This window comes from Mameliella sp. CS4, assembly GCF_019392335.1.
Classification (GTDB): Bacteria; Pseudomonadota; Alphaproteobacteria; order Rhodobacterales; family Rhodobacteraceae; genus Antarctobacter.
Genome location: NZ_JAHXRQ010000007.1, coordinates 196,711 through 211,469 on the forward strand (window position 1 = coordinate 196,711; position 14,759 = coordinate 211,469).

A 14,759-nucleotide genomic window follows, 5' to 3' on the forward strand; every position below is an offset into this window, starting at 1 on the left:
CACTCTCAGTGTAAGTTTTAATTGACACTTCGCGATGTCGGACCCTAGCATCGGGGGTGATTTCTCCGCTGGGGAGGGCGAAGATGCTGCGACAGATCCAAGAGGACCCGGGCCGCGAGACGCTCTACACGCAGGCGCAGAAGCAACGCCGCGACGAGAGCGCCTGGACCCTGGTGCAGGGCATCCTGGCGCCGCTGCAGTTCCTGGCCTTTCTCGTCTCGCTGGTGCTGGTGCTGCGCTACATGGCAACGGGTGCGGGCTATGAGGCGGCAACCCTCTCGATCCTGGTCAAGACCGGCTTTCTCTATCTGATCATGGTCACAGGCGCGATCTGGGAAAAGGTCGTCTTTGGCCAGTATCTCTTCGCGCCCGCCTTCTTCTGGGAGGATGTCTTCAGCTTTGTCGTCATCGCCCTGCACAGCGCCTATGTCTGGGCGCTGCTGGCGGACAGCCTGGCGCCCGGCGGGCTGATGCTGTTGGCGCTGGCGGCTTACGCCGCCTACGTCATCAACGCCGGACAATTCCTGCTGAAACTGCGGGCCGCCCGGCTGCAATCGGCGGTGCCGGCATGAGTGCACCCGCCCCCGCCACCGGATGCCGCGACGTCCCCGTGCTGGCCGAACGCGGCCAGCACGAGGTGTTCTGCGGGCTGACCGGCATCATCTGGCTGCACCGCAAGATCCAGGATGCGTTTTTCCTGGTGGTCGGCAGCCGCACCTGTGCCCACCTGCTGCAAAGCGCCGCCGGGGTGATGATCTTTGCCGAACCGCGCTTTGGCACCGCGATTCTCGAAGAGACGGACCTCGCCGGGCTGGCCGACGCGCAGGAGGAACTGGAACGCGAGGTCGACCGCCTGCTGTCACGGCGCCCGGACATCCGCCAGCTGTTCCTGGTGGGCAGTTGCCCGTCAGAGGTCATCAAGCTGGACCTGTCGCGCGCCGCCGAACGGCTCTCGGCGCGGCACGCGCCCAAGGTGCGGGTGCTGAACTATTCCGGCTCGGGGATCGAGACGACATTCACCGAAGGCGAAGACGCCTGTCTTGCCGCGATGGCCCCGGCCCTGCCGGACACCGACCGGCGGCAGTTGATCATGGTGGGCGCCCTGCCCGACGTGGTCGAGGATCAGGCGCTGGACCTTCTGAGCAAGTTGGGGATCGAGGACGTCGCCGTTCTGCCCGCGCGCCACGCCGACAGCGGCCTGGCGGTGGGACCGAACACCGTCTTTGCCCTCACACAGCCGTTCCTGGGAGGCACGCTTGCCGCCCTTGAACGGCGCGGGGCGCGGCACATTCCCGCGCCATTCCCGTTTGGCGAGCAAGGCACCACCGCGTGGCTGGCCGCCGTGGCGCGGGAATTCGGCGTTGATCAGGCGCATTTCGATGCCGTGACCGCCGCGCCCCGTGCCCGCGCCACCCGCGCCGTGGCACAGGCCGCCGAGGGCCTGCGCGACAAGTCGGTCTTTTTCTTCCCCGATAGCCAGCTGGAAATCCCGCTGGCCCGTTTCCTGACCCGCGAATGCGGGATGCGGGCGATCGAGGTCGGCGCGCCCTATATCCATCGCGGTGTCGTCGGGCCGGAACTGGACCTGCTGGATCGCGGCCCGCTGCTGGCCGAGGGACAGGACGTCGAACGCCAGCTGGACCGCTGCCGCGCCGCGCGCCCCGATCTGACGGTCTGCGGCCTTGGCCTTGCCAACCCGCTGGAGGCCGAAGGGCTGGCCACCAAGTGGGCCATCGAACTGGTCTTTACCCCGGTGCATTTCTACGAACAGGCGGGCGACCTGGCCGGGCTCTTCTCGCGCCCTCTGCGCCGCCGTGCAGCCCTCAGGTTGGAGGCGGCAGAGTGAAACTGTCGGTCTGGACATACGAAGGCCCGCCGCATGTCGGCGCCCTGCGGGTCGCGACGGCGATGAAGGGGCTGCACTACGTCCTGCACGCGCCGCAGGGCGACACCTATGCCGATCTTCTCTTTACCATGATCGAGCGGCGCAACCATCGCCCGCCCGTGACCTATACCACCTTCCAGGCCCGTGACCTGGGCGCCGACACGGCGCAACTGTTCAAGACCGCCTGCCTGGCCGCCTATGAGCGTTTCCAGCCGCAGGCGATGATCGTCGGCGCCTCCTGCACCGCCGAGCTGATCCAGGACGATCCCGGCGGTATGGCCGAGACGATGGGCCTGCCGGTACCAGTGATCCCGCTGGAGCTGCCCAGCTACCAGAGGAAAGAGAACTTTGGCGCCGACGAGACGCTGTTTCAACTCGTGCGCGCCCTCTCCCGCCCGATGGACAGGTCGGCCCATGTCACCTGCAACCTGATCGGCCCCACGGCGCTGGGGTTCCGGCACCGTGACGACATCACCGAACTGACCGCCCTTCTGGGCGACATGGGGATCGGCGTGAACGTCTGCGCGCCCTACGGCGCCACGCCGCAGGATCTGACCCGGCTGGGGGCCGCTCATTTCAACGTGCTGATGTACCCCGAGACCGGCGAGGCCGCCTGCCGCTGGATGGAGCGTGAGCTGGGCCAGCCCTATACACGGACCGTGCCCATCGGCGTCGGTGCCACCCGCGATTTCCTGGGCGAGGTTGCAGCCCTCACCGGTCGGAGCGTCGCGCTGGACGAAAGCCGCCTGCGCCTGCCCTGGTATTCCGCCAGCGTCGACAGCACCTACCTGACCGGCAAGCGCGTCTTCATCTTCGGTGACGGCACCCATGTGGCCTGCGCCGCCCGCATCGCCCGCGACGAGATGGGGTTCGAGGTGGCGGGACTGGGCTGCTACAACCGCGAACAGGCCCGGATGATCCGTGGACTGGCGCGCGACTACGGCGTCGAGGCGCTCATCACCGAGGACTACCTCGAAGTCGAGTCCCGCATCGCCGAGCTGGCCCCCGAGATGATCCTGGGCACCCAGATGGAGCGCCACATCGGCAAGCGCCTGGGCATTCCCTGCGCCGTCATCAGCGCGCCGGTGCACGTCCAGGACTTTCCCGCGCGCTACTCGCCCCAGATGGGGATCGAGGGCGCCAACGTGATCTTCGACACCTGGGTGCATCCGCTGGTCATGGGGCTGGAGGAACACCTGCTGACCATGTTCCGCGAGGATTTCGAGTTTCACGACGATGCCGGGGCCAGCCACCACGGCGGCGCCGCCACGCCGCGCGTTGTCGATCCCGCCCCCGCTCCCGCCGAGGCGCCCGAAACCGGCGCCGAGGTCATCTGGCTGGACGAGGCGGAGCGCGAGCTGCGCAAGGTGCCTTTCTTCGTGCGCGGCAAGGCACGGCGCAACACCGAGACCTATGCCAGCGAACGCGGGCTGACCCGGATCGGGCTGGACACGCTGTATGACGCAAAGGCCCATTATGCGCGATGACGGGTTCATAGGCGGCCCCGGGGCCCCGGACGGCTACAGCGTCGTCATCCTGACGCTGGACGCCCATGCCGCCGGCCCCTGCGCCCGCGCAGCCGAGCGGCTGCGGGGCGAGTTCCCGGGCCTGCGCGTCGCGATCCATGCGGCCGCCGAGTGGGGCGAACACCCCGAGGCGCTGGAGGCCGCCCGCCGCGACATCGCCTCGGGCGACATCATCGTCACCAGCCTGCTGTTCCTCGACGAGCACATCCGCGCAATCCTGCCCGACCTGCAGGCGCGGCGCGAAACCTGCGACGCGATGGTCGGGCTGATCTCGGACGCGCGCATCGTCAAGCTGACACGCATGGGCGGGCTGGACATGGCCGCCCCCGACAGCGGCGTGTCGAAGCTGATGAAAAAACTGCGCGGCGGCGGCAAGTCCGGAGTACAGGACGGCGCCCGCAAGATGCGGATGCTGCGCCGCCTGCCGCGCATCCTGCGGCTGATCCCCGGCAAGGCGCAGGACCTGCGGGCCTGGTTCCTTTGCATGCAGTACTGGCTGGGCGCGTCCGACGACAATGTCGAGGCGCTGATCCGCTTCCTGCTCTCACGCTATTGCCGTCACGCGGACTGGCGCGGGGCCGAAGCCCCGGCGCCACAGGACTACCCCGAGGTCGGGCTGTACCACCCGGATCTGCCCGCGCGTATCACCACCGATCCCGCCACTCTGCCCGCCCCCGATGCGCCGCGCGCCACCGTGGGCCTGTTGATGATGCGCAGCTATGTCTTGTCCGGCGACACGGCGCATTACGACGCGGTGATCCGCACGCTGGAGGCACGGGGACTGCGGGTGTTGCCCGCCTTTGCCGGGGGGCTGGACGGGCGCCCGGCCATCGAGAACTATTTCCAGGACCAGCACGGCGCAAAGATCGACGCCCTGCTGTCGCTGACCGGCTTTTCGCTGGTCGGAGGACCGGCCTACAACGACAACGCCGCCGCCACCGCGCTGTTGCAGGCACTGGACGTCCCCTATGTCGCCGCGCATCCGCTGGAGTTTCAGACGCTGGGGGAATGGGCCGCTTCGGCGCAGGGGCTGGGCCCGATCGAGACGACCATGCTGATCGCCCTGCCGGAACTGGACGGGGCGACCAACCCGACGATCTTTGCCGGGCGGCACGGGCCGTCGGGCTGCGACGGCTGCGCGCGGGCTTGCCAGGCGGCCTCGACCGTCAAGGCGCTGGCCCCCTGCCCCGACCGCATCGAGGCGCTGGCCGCCCGGGTCGACCGGCTGGCGGCACTCCGCCGCTCGAAGGCCGCCGAACGGCGCGTTGGCATCGTCCTGTTCGGCTTTCCGCCCAATGCGGGCGCCGCTGGAACGGCGGCCTATCTGGACGTGTTCCAGTCGCTTTTCAACACGTTGCACGCGATGGCGGACCGCGGCTATGACCTGACCCCGCCCGACAGCGTCGAGGCGCTGCGCGAGGCGGTGCTGGGGGGCAATGCCCGCCAGTACGGGCAAGAGGCCAACGTGGCCGACCACGTCGGCGCCGAACGGATCGTGACCGACACCCCCTGGCTGACCGAGATCGAGGCACAATGGGGCCCTGCCCCCGGCAAGGTCCAGAGCGACGGGCGCGGGGTGTTCATCCTGGGGGCTACGTTCGGCAAGGTCTTTGTCGGGTTGCAACCCGCCTTCGGCTACGAGGGCGACCCGATGCGCCTGCTCTTCGAGCGCGGCTTTGCCCCCACCCATGCCTTTACGCAGTTCTACCTTTGGCTGCGGGGGCAGTTCCGCGCCGATGTTCTGCTGCATTTCGGGATGCACGGCGCGCTGGAATTCATGCCCGGCAAACAGGCCGGCCCCGGCCCCGCCTGCTGGCCCGACCGGCTGATCGGCGACATGCCCAACGTCTATCTCTATGCCGCCAACAACCCCTCCGAGGCGACCTTGGCCAAGCGGCGCAGCGGGGCCGTGACCGTAACCCACCTGACGCCGCCGCTGGCGACGGCGGGACTCTACAAGGGGCTGGCCGAGCTGAAGGACAGCCTGACCCGCTGGCGCGGCGCCGCGCCCGGCGATCCCGCCCGGGACGAGATCGCCACGCTGATCGCGGATCAGGCCGAGGCCGTCGACATGAAGGGGGCCGAGCCCGAGGCCCTGTGGCTGCGCCTGCTGGAAATGGAAGAGGCGCTGATCCCCGAGGGGCTGCATGTGGTCGGTCGCGCCATGTCGCCCGAGGCGCGCGACAGCTACCTGGACCTGCTGCCGCCGGAGGCCGACCGCAACCGGATCGCGGCGCAGCTGGGCTGCGACAGCGAATTGCCCGCGCTCATGAACGCTTTGGCAGGCAAGTATACCCCGCCGGTGCCCGGCGGCGACCTGATCCGTTCACCCGAGATCCTGCCGACCGGGCGCAACATTCACGCCTTCGATCCCTTCCGGATGCCCAGCGCCCTGGCCTGCCGCGACGGCGCGGCGCAGGCGGACCTTTTGCTGGACACGCACAGGACAATGCCGCGCAGCATCGCCGTGGTCCTTTGGGGATCGGACAACATCAAGTCCGACGGCGCGCCGATCGGGCAGGCGCTGGCGCTGATGGGCGCGCGGCCTCGGTTCGACGGGTTCGGACGGCTCTGCGGCGCCGAGTTGATCCCGCTGAAAGAGCTGGGCCGCCCCCGGATCGACGTCATCATGACCCTGTCGGGCATCTTCCGCGATCTGCTGCCGCTGCAGACCCGGATGCTCGCCGAGGCGGCGCTGAAGGCGGCCGAGGCCGACGAACCCGCCGACCGCAATTTCATCCGCGCTCATGCGCTGGCCTGCATCGAGGAGACCGGCTGCGACATGGCACAGGCCGCGCTGCGGGTCTTTTCCAACGCCGAGGGCGCCTATGGGTCGAACGTCAACTTGATGGTGGATTCCTCGGCCTTTGGCGACGAGGACGAGCTGGCCGACGCCTACGAGACACGCAAGAGTTTCGGCTATGGCACCGATGGCAAGGCACAGGCCAGCCCGGCGCTGTTACAGCGCGCGCTGGCGCGGGTGGACCTGGCCTATCAGAACCTCGAATCCGTCGAGCTGGGCGTGACCACGGTGGACCACTATTTCGACACGCTGGGCGGCATTTCCCGCGCAGTGAAACGCGCACGCGGCGGCCAGAGCGCCGCCGTCTACATCTCGGACACGACACGAGGCGCCGGCAAGGTGCGCAGCCTGTCGGACCAGGTGGCGCTGGAAACCCGCGCCCGCTCGCTCAACCCGAAATTCCACGAAGCCCTGCTGAAACATGGTGCCGAGGGCGTCCGCCAGATCGAGAGCCATGTCACCAACACGATGGGCTGGTCGGCCACCACCGGCGCGGTCGAGCCCTGGGTCTATCAGCGCATTTCCGAGACCTTCGTGCTGGACGAAGAGATGCGCAACCGGCTGGCGGCGCTGAACCCGGCGGCCTCGTCGCGAATGGCGAACCGCCTGCTGGAGGCGCATGACCGCGCCTATTGGCAGACCAGCGCCGAAACCCTCGCCGCACTGCGCGACGCTGCGGACGCGCTGGAAGACCGGATGGAAGGCGTGGCCGCGGAATGAGTGGGCGTTGCGCATCCGGCACGGTCGGACCGGGGCTCTGCCCCGGACCCCGGAGTATTTGCAGCCCAAAGAAACAAGGGGCGCTGCGCCCCGTTTGGAGGACTTCATGAGCCCGAGAGACGACATCCCGCAGTTGCGGCGCGGTCAGGACGGCGAGGGATCGGTGCAGGTGCACCAGGATGCCGACGCCAAGATCGAGGGGGCAAAGGTCTTTTCCGTTTATGGCAAGGGGGGGATCGGCAAGTCGACCACCTCGTCCAACCTTTCGGCGGCCTTTGCCAAGATGGGCAAACGGGTGCTGCAGATCGGCTGCGACCCCAAGCATGACAGCACCTTTACCCTGACCGGCCGATTGCAGCCCACGGTGATCGACATCCTCAAGGAGGTGGATTTCCACGCCGAGGAACTGCGCCCCGAGGATTTCGTGACCGAGGGCTGGGGCGGCGTGCACTGTGTCGAGGCGGGCGGCCCGCCCGCCGGGACCGGCTGCGGCGGCTATGTGGTGGGCCAGACGGTGAAGCTGTTGAAACAGCATCACCTGCTGGAGGACACCGACGTGGTGATCTTTGACGTGCTGGGCGACGTGGTCTGCGGCGGGTTCGCCGCGCCCCTGCAGCATGCCGACCGGGCGGTGATCGTGACCGCCAACGATTTTGACAGCATCTACGCGATGAACCGGATCATCGCGGCGGTTCAGGCCAAGTCCGCCAACTACAAGGTGCGGCTGGCGGGCTGTATCGCCAACCGGTCGAAGGCGACCGACGAGGTGGATCGCTACTGCGCCAGGGTCGGCTTCGACCGCATCGCGCATATGCCCGACGTGGACGCCATCCGCCGCTCGCGGCTGAAAAAGAAGACGCTCTTCGAAATGGACGACGAAGAGGACATTGTCGCATGCCGCGCCGAATACCTGCGGCTGGCCGAGACGCTGTGGCGCGGGACAGAGCCGCTGGCCCCGGCGCCGATGGAAGACCGCGACATCTTTGAAATGCTGGGGTTCGACTGAATGAGCTACGAGGCCACCAGATCCCGGGTCGAGACCTATTTCGACACAACCGCCACCCGCACCTGGGAGCGGCTGACCAGTGACGCACCGGTCAGCCGCATCCGCGAGACCGTGCGGCGGGGACGGGACGCGATGCGGGCGCAGATCCTGTCGCGCCTGCCCGCCGATCTGCACGGGGCGCGGGTGCTGGACGCGGGCTGTGGCACCGGCCAGATGACCACCGAACTGGCGGCCCGGGGCGCCGAGGTGGTGGCCGTCGATATTTCCCCGGCCCTGGTCGGGATCGCGCGCACCCGCCTGCCCATCGACCTGCAGGGGCGGGTGCATTTCGCCAGCGGCGACATGCTGGACCCGGCGCTTGGCCGGTTTGACCATGTGACCGCGATGGACAGCCTGATCTACTATGCCGAGGCCGACATCGCCGGCGCCCTGCACGGGCTGGCCCGCCGCACCGAAGGCCGGGTGGTCTTTACCGTGGCCCCGCGCACACCGCTGTTGATGGCGATGTGGCGCATGGGGCAGCTGTTCCCGCGCAATGACCGTTCTCCGGTCATGGTGCCGCATGCCCCGGCCCGCCTGTCGCGGGCGCTGGGGGGCGCCGGGGCGCCGGGGCAACTGGCTGTGCTCGAGCGGGTCTCTGTCGGGTTCTACATCAGCCAGGCGATGGAGCTGGCCTCATGATCCTGCGCCCGGCTCATCTCAAGGCGCTGACGGCGCGGCTGCTGCCCTTTGCGGATGCTGCCAGCCCCGGCCTGCCGATGGGCCAGCTGCTGCGGCTGTCGCTGTTCCAGGTGTCGGTTGGCATGGCGACGGTGATGCTGCTGGGGACGCTGAACCGGGTGATGATCGTCGAGCTTTCGGTGGCGGCAACGGTGGTCGCCGTGATGATCGCCCTGCCGGTGCTGATCGCGCCGTTCCGGGCGCTGCTTGGCTTCCGATCGGACACCTACCGCAGCGCCATCGGCTGGAAGCGAATCCCCTATCTCTGGTTCGGCTCGCTCTGGCAGATGGGCGGGCTGGCCGTCATGCCCTTCGCGCTGCTGGTGCTGTCGGGTGACGCCGTTCATGACGTGCCATTTGCCGGAGAGGTGCTGGCGGCGCTGGCCTTCCTGATGACAGGTCTGGGGCTGCACATGACGCAGACCGCCGGGCTGGCGCTGGCCACGGACCGCGCCGACGAAGACACCCGTCCGCGCGTGGTCGCGTTGCTTTACGTCATGTTCCTGCTGGGCATGGGCGTTTCGGCGGTGGTCATCGGCTGGCTGTTGCAGGACTTCACCCCGCTGGTGCTGGTCCGCGTGGTCCAGGGTGCGGCGGTCGTCGGCATCCTGCTGAACCTGGTCGCGCTGTGGAAACAAGAGCACATGCGCCCGATGTCGCGTGCCGAACGCACCGCGCCCCGGCCACGCTTTGCCGAAGCCTGGGCCGACCTGCTGGCCGGCGGAGAGGCCGGGCGGCTGCTGGCGGTGGTCTTCCTGGGCACGCTGGCCTTCAACATGCAGGACATCCTGCTGGAACCCTACGGCGGCGAGATCCTGGGCCTGAGTGTCTCGGCCACGACGCTGCTGACCGCCATCTGGGCGGCGGGCGCGCTGGCCGGCTTCGCCCTGGCGGGCCGGGCGCTTGCCCGTGGTCGCGACGCCATGCGCATGGCGGGCAGCGGCATGCTGGCCGGGATCGCCGCCTTTTGCGTGGTGATCTTTGCCGCTCCGATGCAGGCGCCCGCGCTGTTCTTTGCCGGGGCCGGTCTGATCGGGTTCGGCGGCGGGCTCTTCGCGGTTTCGACCCTGCTGGCGGCGATGCGGATGCCTGCCACGGGCCGGGCCGGGCACGGCCTGGCCCTGGGCGCATGGGGGGCCGCACAGGCCACCGGCGCGGGACTGGCCATCGCCCTGGGCGGCGGTCTGCGCGACTGGATCGGCGCTCTGGCCACCTCGGGCAGGCTGGGCGAGGCGCTGCAATCGCCCGCCACCGGCTATGCCTTTGTCTACCACCTGGAAATCGGACTGCTCTTTGTGACCCTGGCGGCGCTTGGCCCGCTGGTGCGCCTGCGCAGGTCCGCCCCCACCCCACAAACCGAGACCCGCATCGGACTTGCGGATTTCCCCACCTGAGACCCGAGACGAGACCACGGACACCCTGGAAAGGACAGACCAATGGCAGACCCCTTCTTCGGCAATTTCGACCTGGCGAGCCTGGCGCTCTGGTTGTTTCTCGTCTTCTTCGCGCTGCTGATCTTCTACATCCAGCGCGAGAACATGCGCGAAGGCTATCCGCTGGAAAACGACGACGGCGACTTGGCACCCAACCAGGGCATGTTCCCGGTTCCCGACGACAAGACTTTCACACTGCCTCACGGGCGCGGCACCGTCACCGTCCCGTCGGGTCAGAACAGGGAACGGGCCGACCTCGCGCTGGCGCGCACCGCCGCCTCTGACGGCTTTCCGTTCGAGCCGACGGGCGATCCGATGGCCGATGGCGTCGGCCCCGCCTCCTGGGCGGCGCGGCGCGATGTGCCGGAACTGGATGGTCACGGCCACCCCAAGATCGTGCCGATGAATGCCACCGGCACCTTTCACGTCGCCGCCGGGCGCGACCCGCGCGGGTTGCCGGTGGTGGCCGGTGACGGTGCCGTTGTGGGGAAGATTTCCGACATGTGGATCGACGCGCCGGAACAACTGGTCCGCTACCTGGAAGTGACGCTGGACGACGAGGCGGGCAAGCGGCTGATCCCGATGACGATGGCCCGCATCCGCAAGGACGGCGTGAAGGTGCGCTCGATCTTTGGCGCGCAGTTCCCCGGCGTGCCGCAACATGCCTCGCCCCGGCAGGTGACCCTGCTGGAAGAGGAAAAGATCTGCGCCTGGTTCGGCGGCGGCACGCTTTACGCCAGCGCCGCGCGGCAAGAACCGCAACTGGGCTGAGACCGAAAAAAGGAAGAGCGCCATGAGCCACGACGATTTCGCCTTCGAGCCGGTCCCCGGCCTGCCCGAACGCCCGCCAGAGGGAGAGCACATTCTCTGGCAGGGGCGCCCGGACTGGTGGGCGCTGACGGTGGAGGCGCTGAACCTGAAATGGGTGGCGCTCTACTTTGCCGGGCTGTCGGTCTGGCGCTTTGTCACCCTGGTCGATCAGGGCAGCGCGGGTCAGGCCTTTGCCGCCTCCTCGCCCTTTCTGATCCTGGGCGGGATCGTCTGCGCGCTCTTGATGATCGTGGGGGCCGTACAGGCCCACGCCACGGTCTACACGATCACCAACCGCCGCGTGGCGATGCGGATCGGCGCCGCGCTGACCGTGACGCTGAACCTGCCCTACAGCCAGATCCGCAGCGCCGACCTGTCGCTGCGCCGCCGCGGCACGGGGACCATCACCCTGGACCTGCTGCCCGGGGACGTGCGCCTGTCCTACCTGGTGTGCTGGCCGCATGTGCGCCCCTGGGTCCTGCGCCGCACCCAACCCGCCCTGCGCTGCATCCCCGAGGCCGAAACCGTCGCCCGCCTTTTGGCAGACCAGGCCGAGGCCGAGATCGCGACGCCCCGCGTGGCACGCGGCACCCCCGCCCGTGCCGCGACCCTGGCCGCCGAATAGAGGTTTGACAATGTCCCGCACCGCCACCCCCCCGCGCCTGAGACGCCCCGCCGACGACAAGGAGCTTGTCCCGCGTGTCATGGTGCGGCTGGTCGGGGCGCTGATGCTGACGGTGCTGGCGCTGGTGACCGCCGCCCGCCTGACCGACCGCCCGCTGGACGCAGTGCCGCCCGGCGGCGCCGTGACCCTCAGCCGCGAGATCGTGCTGTCCGGCGACATGGCGGGCGCCGCGCGGGTCCACACGCCCGAGGGCGTTCTGATCGCCGATCTGACGCCCGAAGAGGGTGGATTCATCTCCGGTGTCTACCGGGTCCTGCTGCATGAGCGTGGCAAACATGGTGTCGCGCCTGACGCCCCCGTCACGCTCTTGCAGAGGGATACCGGAAGACTCGAGCTGCACGACAGCAGCACCGGGTGGCGCGCCGACCTGATGGGGTTCGGCGCAGACAATGCCAGGGCCTTCGGGCAACTCCTGGCGCAATGAGGGAAGGAGGCCAATAAATGGGATGGCTGACACATGAACTGGAAAGGGCGCCCTGCACGGTAGAGATCTCGCACAAGTTCGAGAGCCTTCACGCGCATGTGCGTTTCGACAACGGCACCACCGTCTACCCCGGCGACAGCGTGCGGGTCCACGGACCCGAGATCATGGCGCCCTATGGCGAGGTGATCCGCGAGGCGCGCGAGGCGACGATCACCCGCGCCTCGGGGCTTGAACGGCTCTGGACCCGCCTGACCGGCGATTTCGAGGTGATGGAGCTCTGTGAATTCTCCTTCTCCGAGGAGGTCACGCTATGAACGCCCAGAACCAGACCGGCCTGCGCACTGCCGGGGCGACACATACCGCCGATGCCACCACCGCCGAGGAAGGCCTGGCCATCCAGGAGGAACAGGCGAAATTCGACAGCAAGGCCGCGACCGAAACGGCGATGCAGAACACGCTGCTGACGCCACGCTTTTACACCACCGATTTCGACGAGCTGGACGCCATCGACGTCAGCCCGGTGCGCGACGACTGGGACCAACTGATTGCGCAGATGGTCAGCGACCCGAACAAGGGCCATTTCCGCAAGACCGAGGACTGGGACCATGTCGACTGGGATGGGATGGAGCCGCAGTTGCGCAAAGAGTTCATCGACTTCCTGATCTCCTCCTGCACCGCCGAATTCTCGGGCTGTGTGCTGTACAAGGAGATGAAGCGGCGCGGCACCAACAAGGACGTGACGCAGCTGTTCCAGCTGATGGCGCGGGACGAGGCGCGGCACGCCGGGTTCATCAACGATGCCCTGCGCGAGGCGGGCGTGGCTGTGAACCTAGGATTTCTGACGCAAAAGAAGAAATACACCTACTTCCGGCCCAAGTTCATCTACTACGCCACCTACCTGTCGGAAAAGATCGGCTACGCGCGTTACATCACGATTTTCCGCCACCTCGAAAAGCACCCAGAGCACCGCTTTCACCCGATTTTCAAGTGGTTCCATGAATGGTGCAACGACGAGTTCAGCCACGGCGAGGCCTTTGCCCTGCTGATGAAGACCGATCCGAAACTGACCTCGGGCGTCAATGTGCTGTGGATCAAGTTCTTTCTCACGGCGGTCTTTGCGACCATGTATGTCCGCGACCACCAGCGCCCGGCCTTTCACAAGGCCCTGGGCGTCGATCCGGACTGGTACGGGCAAGAGGTCTTTGCCAAGACAAGCACCCTGTCGAAACAGATCTTTCCGATCACACTGGACATCGACAGCCCGCGCTGGTCAGCCGGGTTGAAACGATTGCAAAAGGCCAATGCCGACCTTGACCGCGCCCGCAAACAGGGCGGCGTAACAGGGTTGGCACGGCGGATCTCGGCGCAGATGCGAGCGGTGACGGCTTTTGCCGGGCTCTATTTCATCCCTTCGAAAAAGCACCGCCAGCCGGAAAGCACGCGGCTGGAGCCGGCCTATTGAATAGCCGGGCGCATATCCCCCGTCGCGGTTGCGCCCTGCGTGCACCTGGGGTGTGCCCGTCATGACGGGCGCTCCCTGGATCGCCGCGCTGGCCGCGCTGTTCCTCTGGTGGTTTTCCACCGGGGCGATCCTGGTTGTCGTCCGGATGGCGGACCGGCGGGGCGCGCGCGCACGGCGCGCGGTCACGCTGGCAGGCCTGCCGCTGCTGGCGCTGGGGGCCTGGGGCATGCACGCCACGCAGGGCCTGACCGGCCCCGGGGCCGCCTACTGGGCCTTCCTGTCGGCGCTGGCGGTCTGGGGCTGGATCGAGCTGTCCTTCATGACTGGCGCGATCACCGGGCCGAACCCCTATGCCTGCCCCGGGGGTCTGCCCGAATGGGAGCGGTTCATCCGCGCCTGGGGCACCATCGCCTATCACGAGATGCTGCTGGTCGGGGCCTTGATCCTGATCTGGCTGCACGGATATGACGCCGCCAATGGCGTGGGCCTCTGGACCTTCACGATCCTCTATTTCGCCCGCATCTCGGCCAAGCTGAACCTCTATTTCGGCGTGCCCCGGATCAACACCGAGTTCATCCCCGAGGCGCTGTCGCATCTTGCCAGCCATTTCCGCATCCAGCGGCTCAACTGGCTGTTCCCGGTCTCTGTCACGGGCTTGAGCCTGGCCACCGCCTGCTGGCTGGAACGGCTGGTGGCGGCGCCGACACCGGGGGAGGCCACGGGATTTGCCCTGCTCACCGCCATCACCGCGCTGGCGCTGCTGGAACACTGGCTGATGGTGCTGCCCCTGCCCGACGCGAAACTCTGGCGCTGGATGCTGCCCGCGCCCCGACCTGCCACGACGACAAGACCCCCGGAGGAACCTCATGGAATTTGACGCCCTTTTCACCGCCCAGCTCGACGCGCTCAAGAGTGAGGGCAATTACCGGATCTTCGCGGAACTCGAGCGCCGCTGCGGGGATTTTCCCGCCGCGCGCAGCCATGACGCCGACGCCCCGGACGAGGTCACCGTCTGGTGTTCCAACGACTACCTTGGGATGGGTCAGCACGCGGCGGTGCGGGCACGGATGAAGGAAGTGGTGGACCAGTGCGGCACCGGGGCGGGCGGGACGCGCAACATCTCGGGCACCAATTCCCACCACGTCGCGCTGGAGGCGGAACTGGCCGACCTGCACGGCAAGGAGGCGGCGCTGCTCTTTACCTCCGGCTACGTCTCGAACTGGGCCGCGCTCTCGACGCTCGGCAGCCGACTGGCGGATGCGGTGATCCTCTCGGACGCGTCAAA

Annotated in this window: 14 protein-coding genes; all 14 read left to right on the plus strand. The window is 67.9% G+C overall.

The genetic code is table 11. From position 1 onward, the window contains the following. The first annotated feature begins 83 nt into the window (after window positions 1-83). Window positions 84-572 (plus strand): 2-vinyl bacteriochlorophyllide hydratase, encoded by a 489-nt coding sequence (gene bchF / locus KZZ07_RS11400; protein ID WP_219514241.1) that lies wholly within the window; start codon window positions 84-86, stop codon window positions 570-572. Beyond that, window positions 569-1,846: a ferredoxin:protochlorophyllide reductase (ATP-dependent) subunit N gene (locus tag KZZ07_RS11405; protein ID WP_219514242.1), complete on the plus strand. Its 1,278-nt coding sequence runs from the start codon at window positions 569-571 to the stop codon at window positions 1,844-1,846. Before bchF ends, KZZ07_RS11405 begins: the two co-directional genes overlap by 4 nt. Further along, window positions 1,843-3,372, plus strand: a complete 1,530-nt coding sequence (gene bchB, locus KZZ07_RS11410; RefSeq protein ID WP_219514243.1) for a ferredoxin:protochlorophyllide reductase (ATP-dependent) subunit B — start codon at window positions 1,843-1,845, stop codon at window positions 3,370-3,372. The genes KZZ07_RS11405 and bchB overlap by 4 nt, the downstream gene beginning before the upstream one ends. After that, complete coding sequence (locus KZZ07_RS11415; RefSeq protein ID WP_219514281.1) at window positions 3,362-6,934, plus strand: magnesium chelatase subunit H; 3,573 nt, start codon at window positions 3,362-3,364, stop codon at window positions 6,932-6,934. Before bchB ends, KZZ07_RS11415 begins: the two co-directional genes overlap by 11 nt. A gap of 106 nt (window positions 6,935-7,040) precedes the next feature. After that, window positions 7,041-7,940, plus strand: a complete 900-nt coding sequence (gene bchL, locus KZZ07_RS11420; RefSeq protein WP_219514244.1) for a ferredoxin:protochlorophyllide reductase (ATP-dependent) iron-sulfur ATP-binding protein — start codon at window positions 7,041-7,043, stop codon at window positions 7,938-7,940. After that, the gene (gene bchM, locus KZZ07_RS11425) at window positions 7,941-8,621 is read left to right on the plus strand and encodes a magnesium protoporphyrin IX methyltransferase (RefSeq protein WP_219514245.1); all 681 of its coding nucleotides are present in this window, start codon (window positions 7,941-7,943) and stop codon (window positions 8,619-8,621) included. Next, entirely contained in the window at window positions 8,618-10,054 is a 1,437-nt protein-coding gene (locus KZZ07_RS11430) for a PucC family protein (RefSeq protein WP_219514246.1), read from the plus strand. Before bchM ends, KZZ07_RS11430 begins: the two co-directional genes overlap by 4 nt. 42 nt (window positions 10,055-10,096) lie before the next feature. Beyond that, the gene (gene puhA, locus KZZ07_RS11435; RefSeq protein ID WP_219514247.1) at window positions 10,097-10,864 is read left to right on the plus strand and encodes a photosynthetic reaction center subunit H; all 768 of its coding nucleotides are present in this window, start codon (window positions 10,097-10,099) and stop codon (window positions 10,862-10,864) included. Window positions 10,865-10,886: 22 nt separating this feature from the next. Next, entirely contained in the window at window positions 10,887-11,528 is a 642-nt protein-coding gene (gene puhB, locus KZZ07_RS11440; RefSeq protein ID WP_219514248.1) for a photosynthetic complex putative assembly protein PuhB, read from the plus strand. A 10-nt stretch (window positions 11,529-11,538) separates the two neighbouring features. Next, entirely contained in the window at window positions 11,539-12,012 is a 474-nt protein-coding gene (puhC, locus tag KZZ07_RS11445) for a photosynthetic complex assembly protein PuhC (protein ID WP_219514249.1), read from the plus strand. A 17-nt stretch (window positions 12,013-12,029) separates the two neighbouring features. Beyond that, complete coding sequence (locus tag KZZ07_RS11450) at window positions 12,030-12,326, plus strand: O2-dependent cyclase accessory protein (RefSeq protein ID WP_219514251.1); 297 nt, start codon at window positions 12,030-12,032, stop codon at window positions 12,324-12,326. After that, window positions 12,323-13,474: a magnesium-protoporphyrin IX monomethyl ester (oxidative) cyclase gene (acsF, locus tag KZZ07_RS11455; protein ID WP_219514253.1), complete on the plus strand. Its 1,152-nt coding sequence runs from the start codon at window positions 12,323-12,325 to the stop codon at window positions 13,472-13,474. Before KZZ07_RS11450 ends, acsF begins: the two co-directional genes overlap by 4 nt. A 61-nt stretch (window positions 13,475-13,535) precedes the next feature. After that, window positions 13,536-14,351 carry a putative photosynthetic complex assembly protein PuhE gene (puhE, locus tag KZZ07_RS11460; protein ID WP_219514255.1) on the plus strand — a complete coding sequence of 272 codons (816 nt, stop codon included), beginning with the start codon at window positions 13,536-13,538 and terminating at the stop codon, window positions 14,349-14,351. Next, window positions 14,341-14,759, plus strand: a 419-nt coding sequence (locus KZZ07_RS11465) for an aminotransferase class I/II-fold pyridoxal phosphate-dependent enzyme (protein WP_219514256.1), incomplete at its 3' end; no start/stop codon positions are given. The genes puhE and KZZ07_RS11465, both read left to right, overlap by 11 nt.

What these genes read in the sequence shown, in the direction of transcription:
- bchF (WP_219514241.1), top strand. Translation starts at nt 84, where the DNA reads ATGCTGCGACAGATCCAAGAGGACCCGGGCCGCGAGACGCTCTACACG.
- KZZ07_RS11405 (WP_219514242.1), top strand. Translation starts at nt 569, where the DNA reads ATGAGTGCACCCGCCCCCGCCACCGGATGCCGCGACGTCCCCGTGCTG.
- KZZ07_RS11415 (WP_219514281.1), top strand. Translation starts at nt 3,362, where the DNA reads ATGCGCGATGACGGGTTCATAGGCGGCCCCGGGGCCCCGGACGGCTAC.
- bchL (WP_219514244.1), top strand. Translation starts at nt 7,041, where the DNA reads ATGAGCCCGAGAGACGACATCCCGCAGTTGCGGCGCGGTCAGGACGGC.
- bchM (WP_219514245.1), top strand. Translation starts at nt 7,941, where the DNA reads ATGAGCTACGAGGCCACCAGATCCCGGGTCGAGACCTATTTCGACACA.
- KZZ07_RS11430 (WP_219514246.1), top strand. Translation starts at nt 8,618, where the DNA reads ATGATCCTGCGCCCGGCTCATCTCAAGGCGCTGACGGCGCGGCTGCTG.
- puhA (WP_219514247.1), top strand. Translation starts at nt 10,097, where the DNA reads ATGGCAGACCCCTTCTTCGGCAATTTCGACCTGGCGAGCCTGGCGCTC.
- puhB (WP_219514248.1), top strand. Translation starts at nt 10,887, where the DNA reads ATGAGCCACGACGATTTCGCCTTCGAGCCGGTCCCCGGCCTGCCCGAA.
- puhC (WP_219514249.1), top strand. Translation starts at nt 11,539, where the DNA reads ATGTCCCGCACCGCCACCCCCCCGCGCCTGAGACGCCCCGCCGACGAC.
- KZZ07_RS11450 (WP_219514251.1), top strand. Translation starts at nt 12,030, where the DNA reads ATGGGATGGCTGACACATGAACTGGAAAGGGCGCCCTGCACGGTAGAG.
- acsF (WP_219514253.1), top strand. Translation starts at nt 12,323, where the DNA reads ATGAACGCCCAGAACCAGACCGGCCTGCGCACTGCCGGGGCGACACAT.
- puhE (WP_219514255.1), top strand. Translation starts at nt 13,536, where the DNA reads ATGACGGGCGCTCCCTGGATCGCCGCGCTGGCCGCGCTGTTCCTCTGG.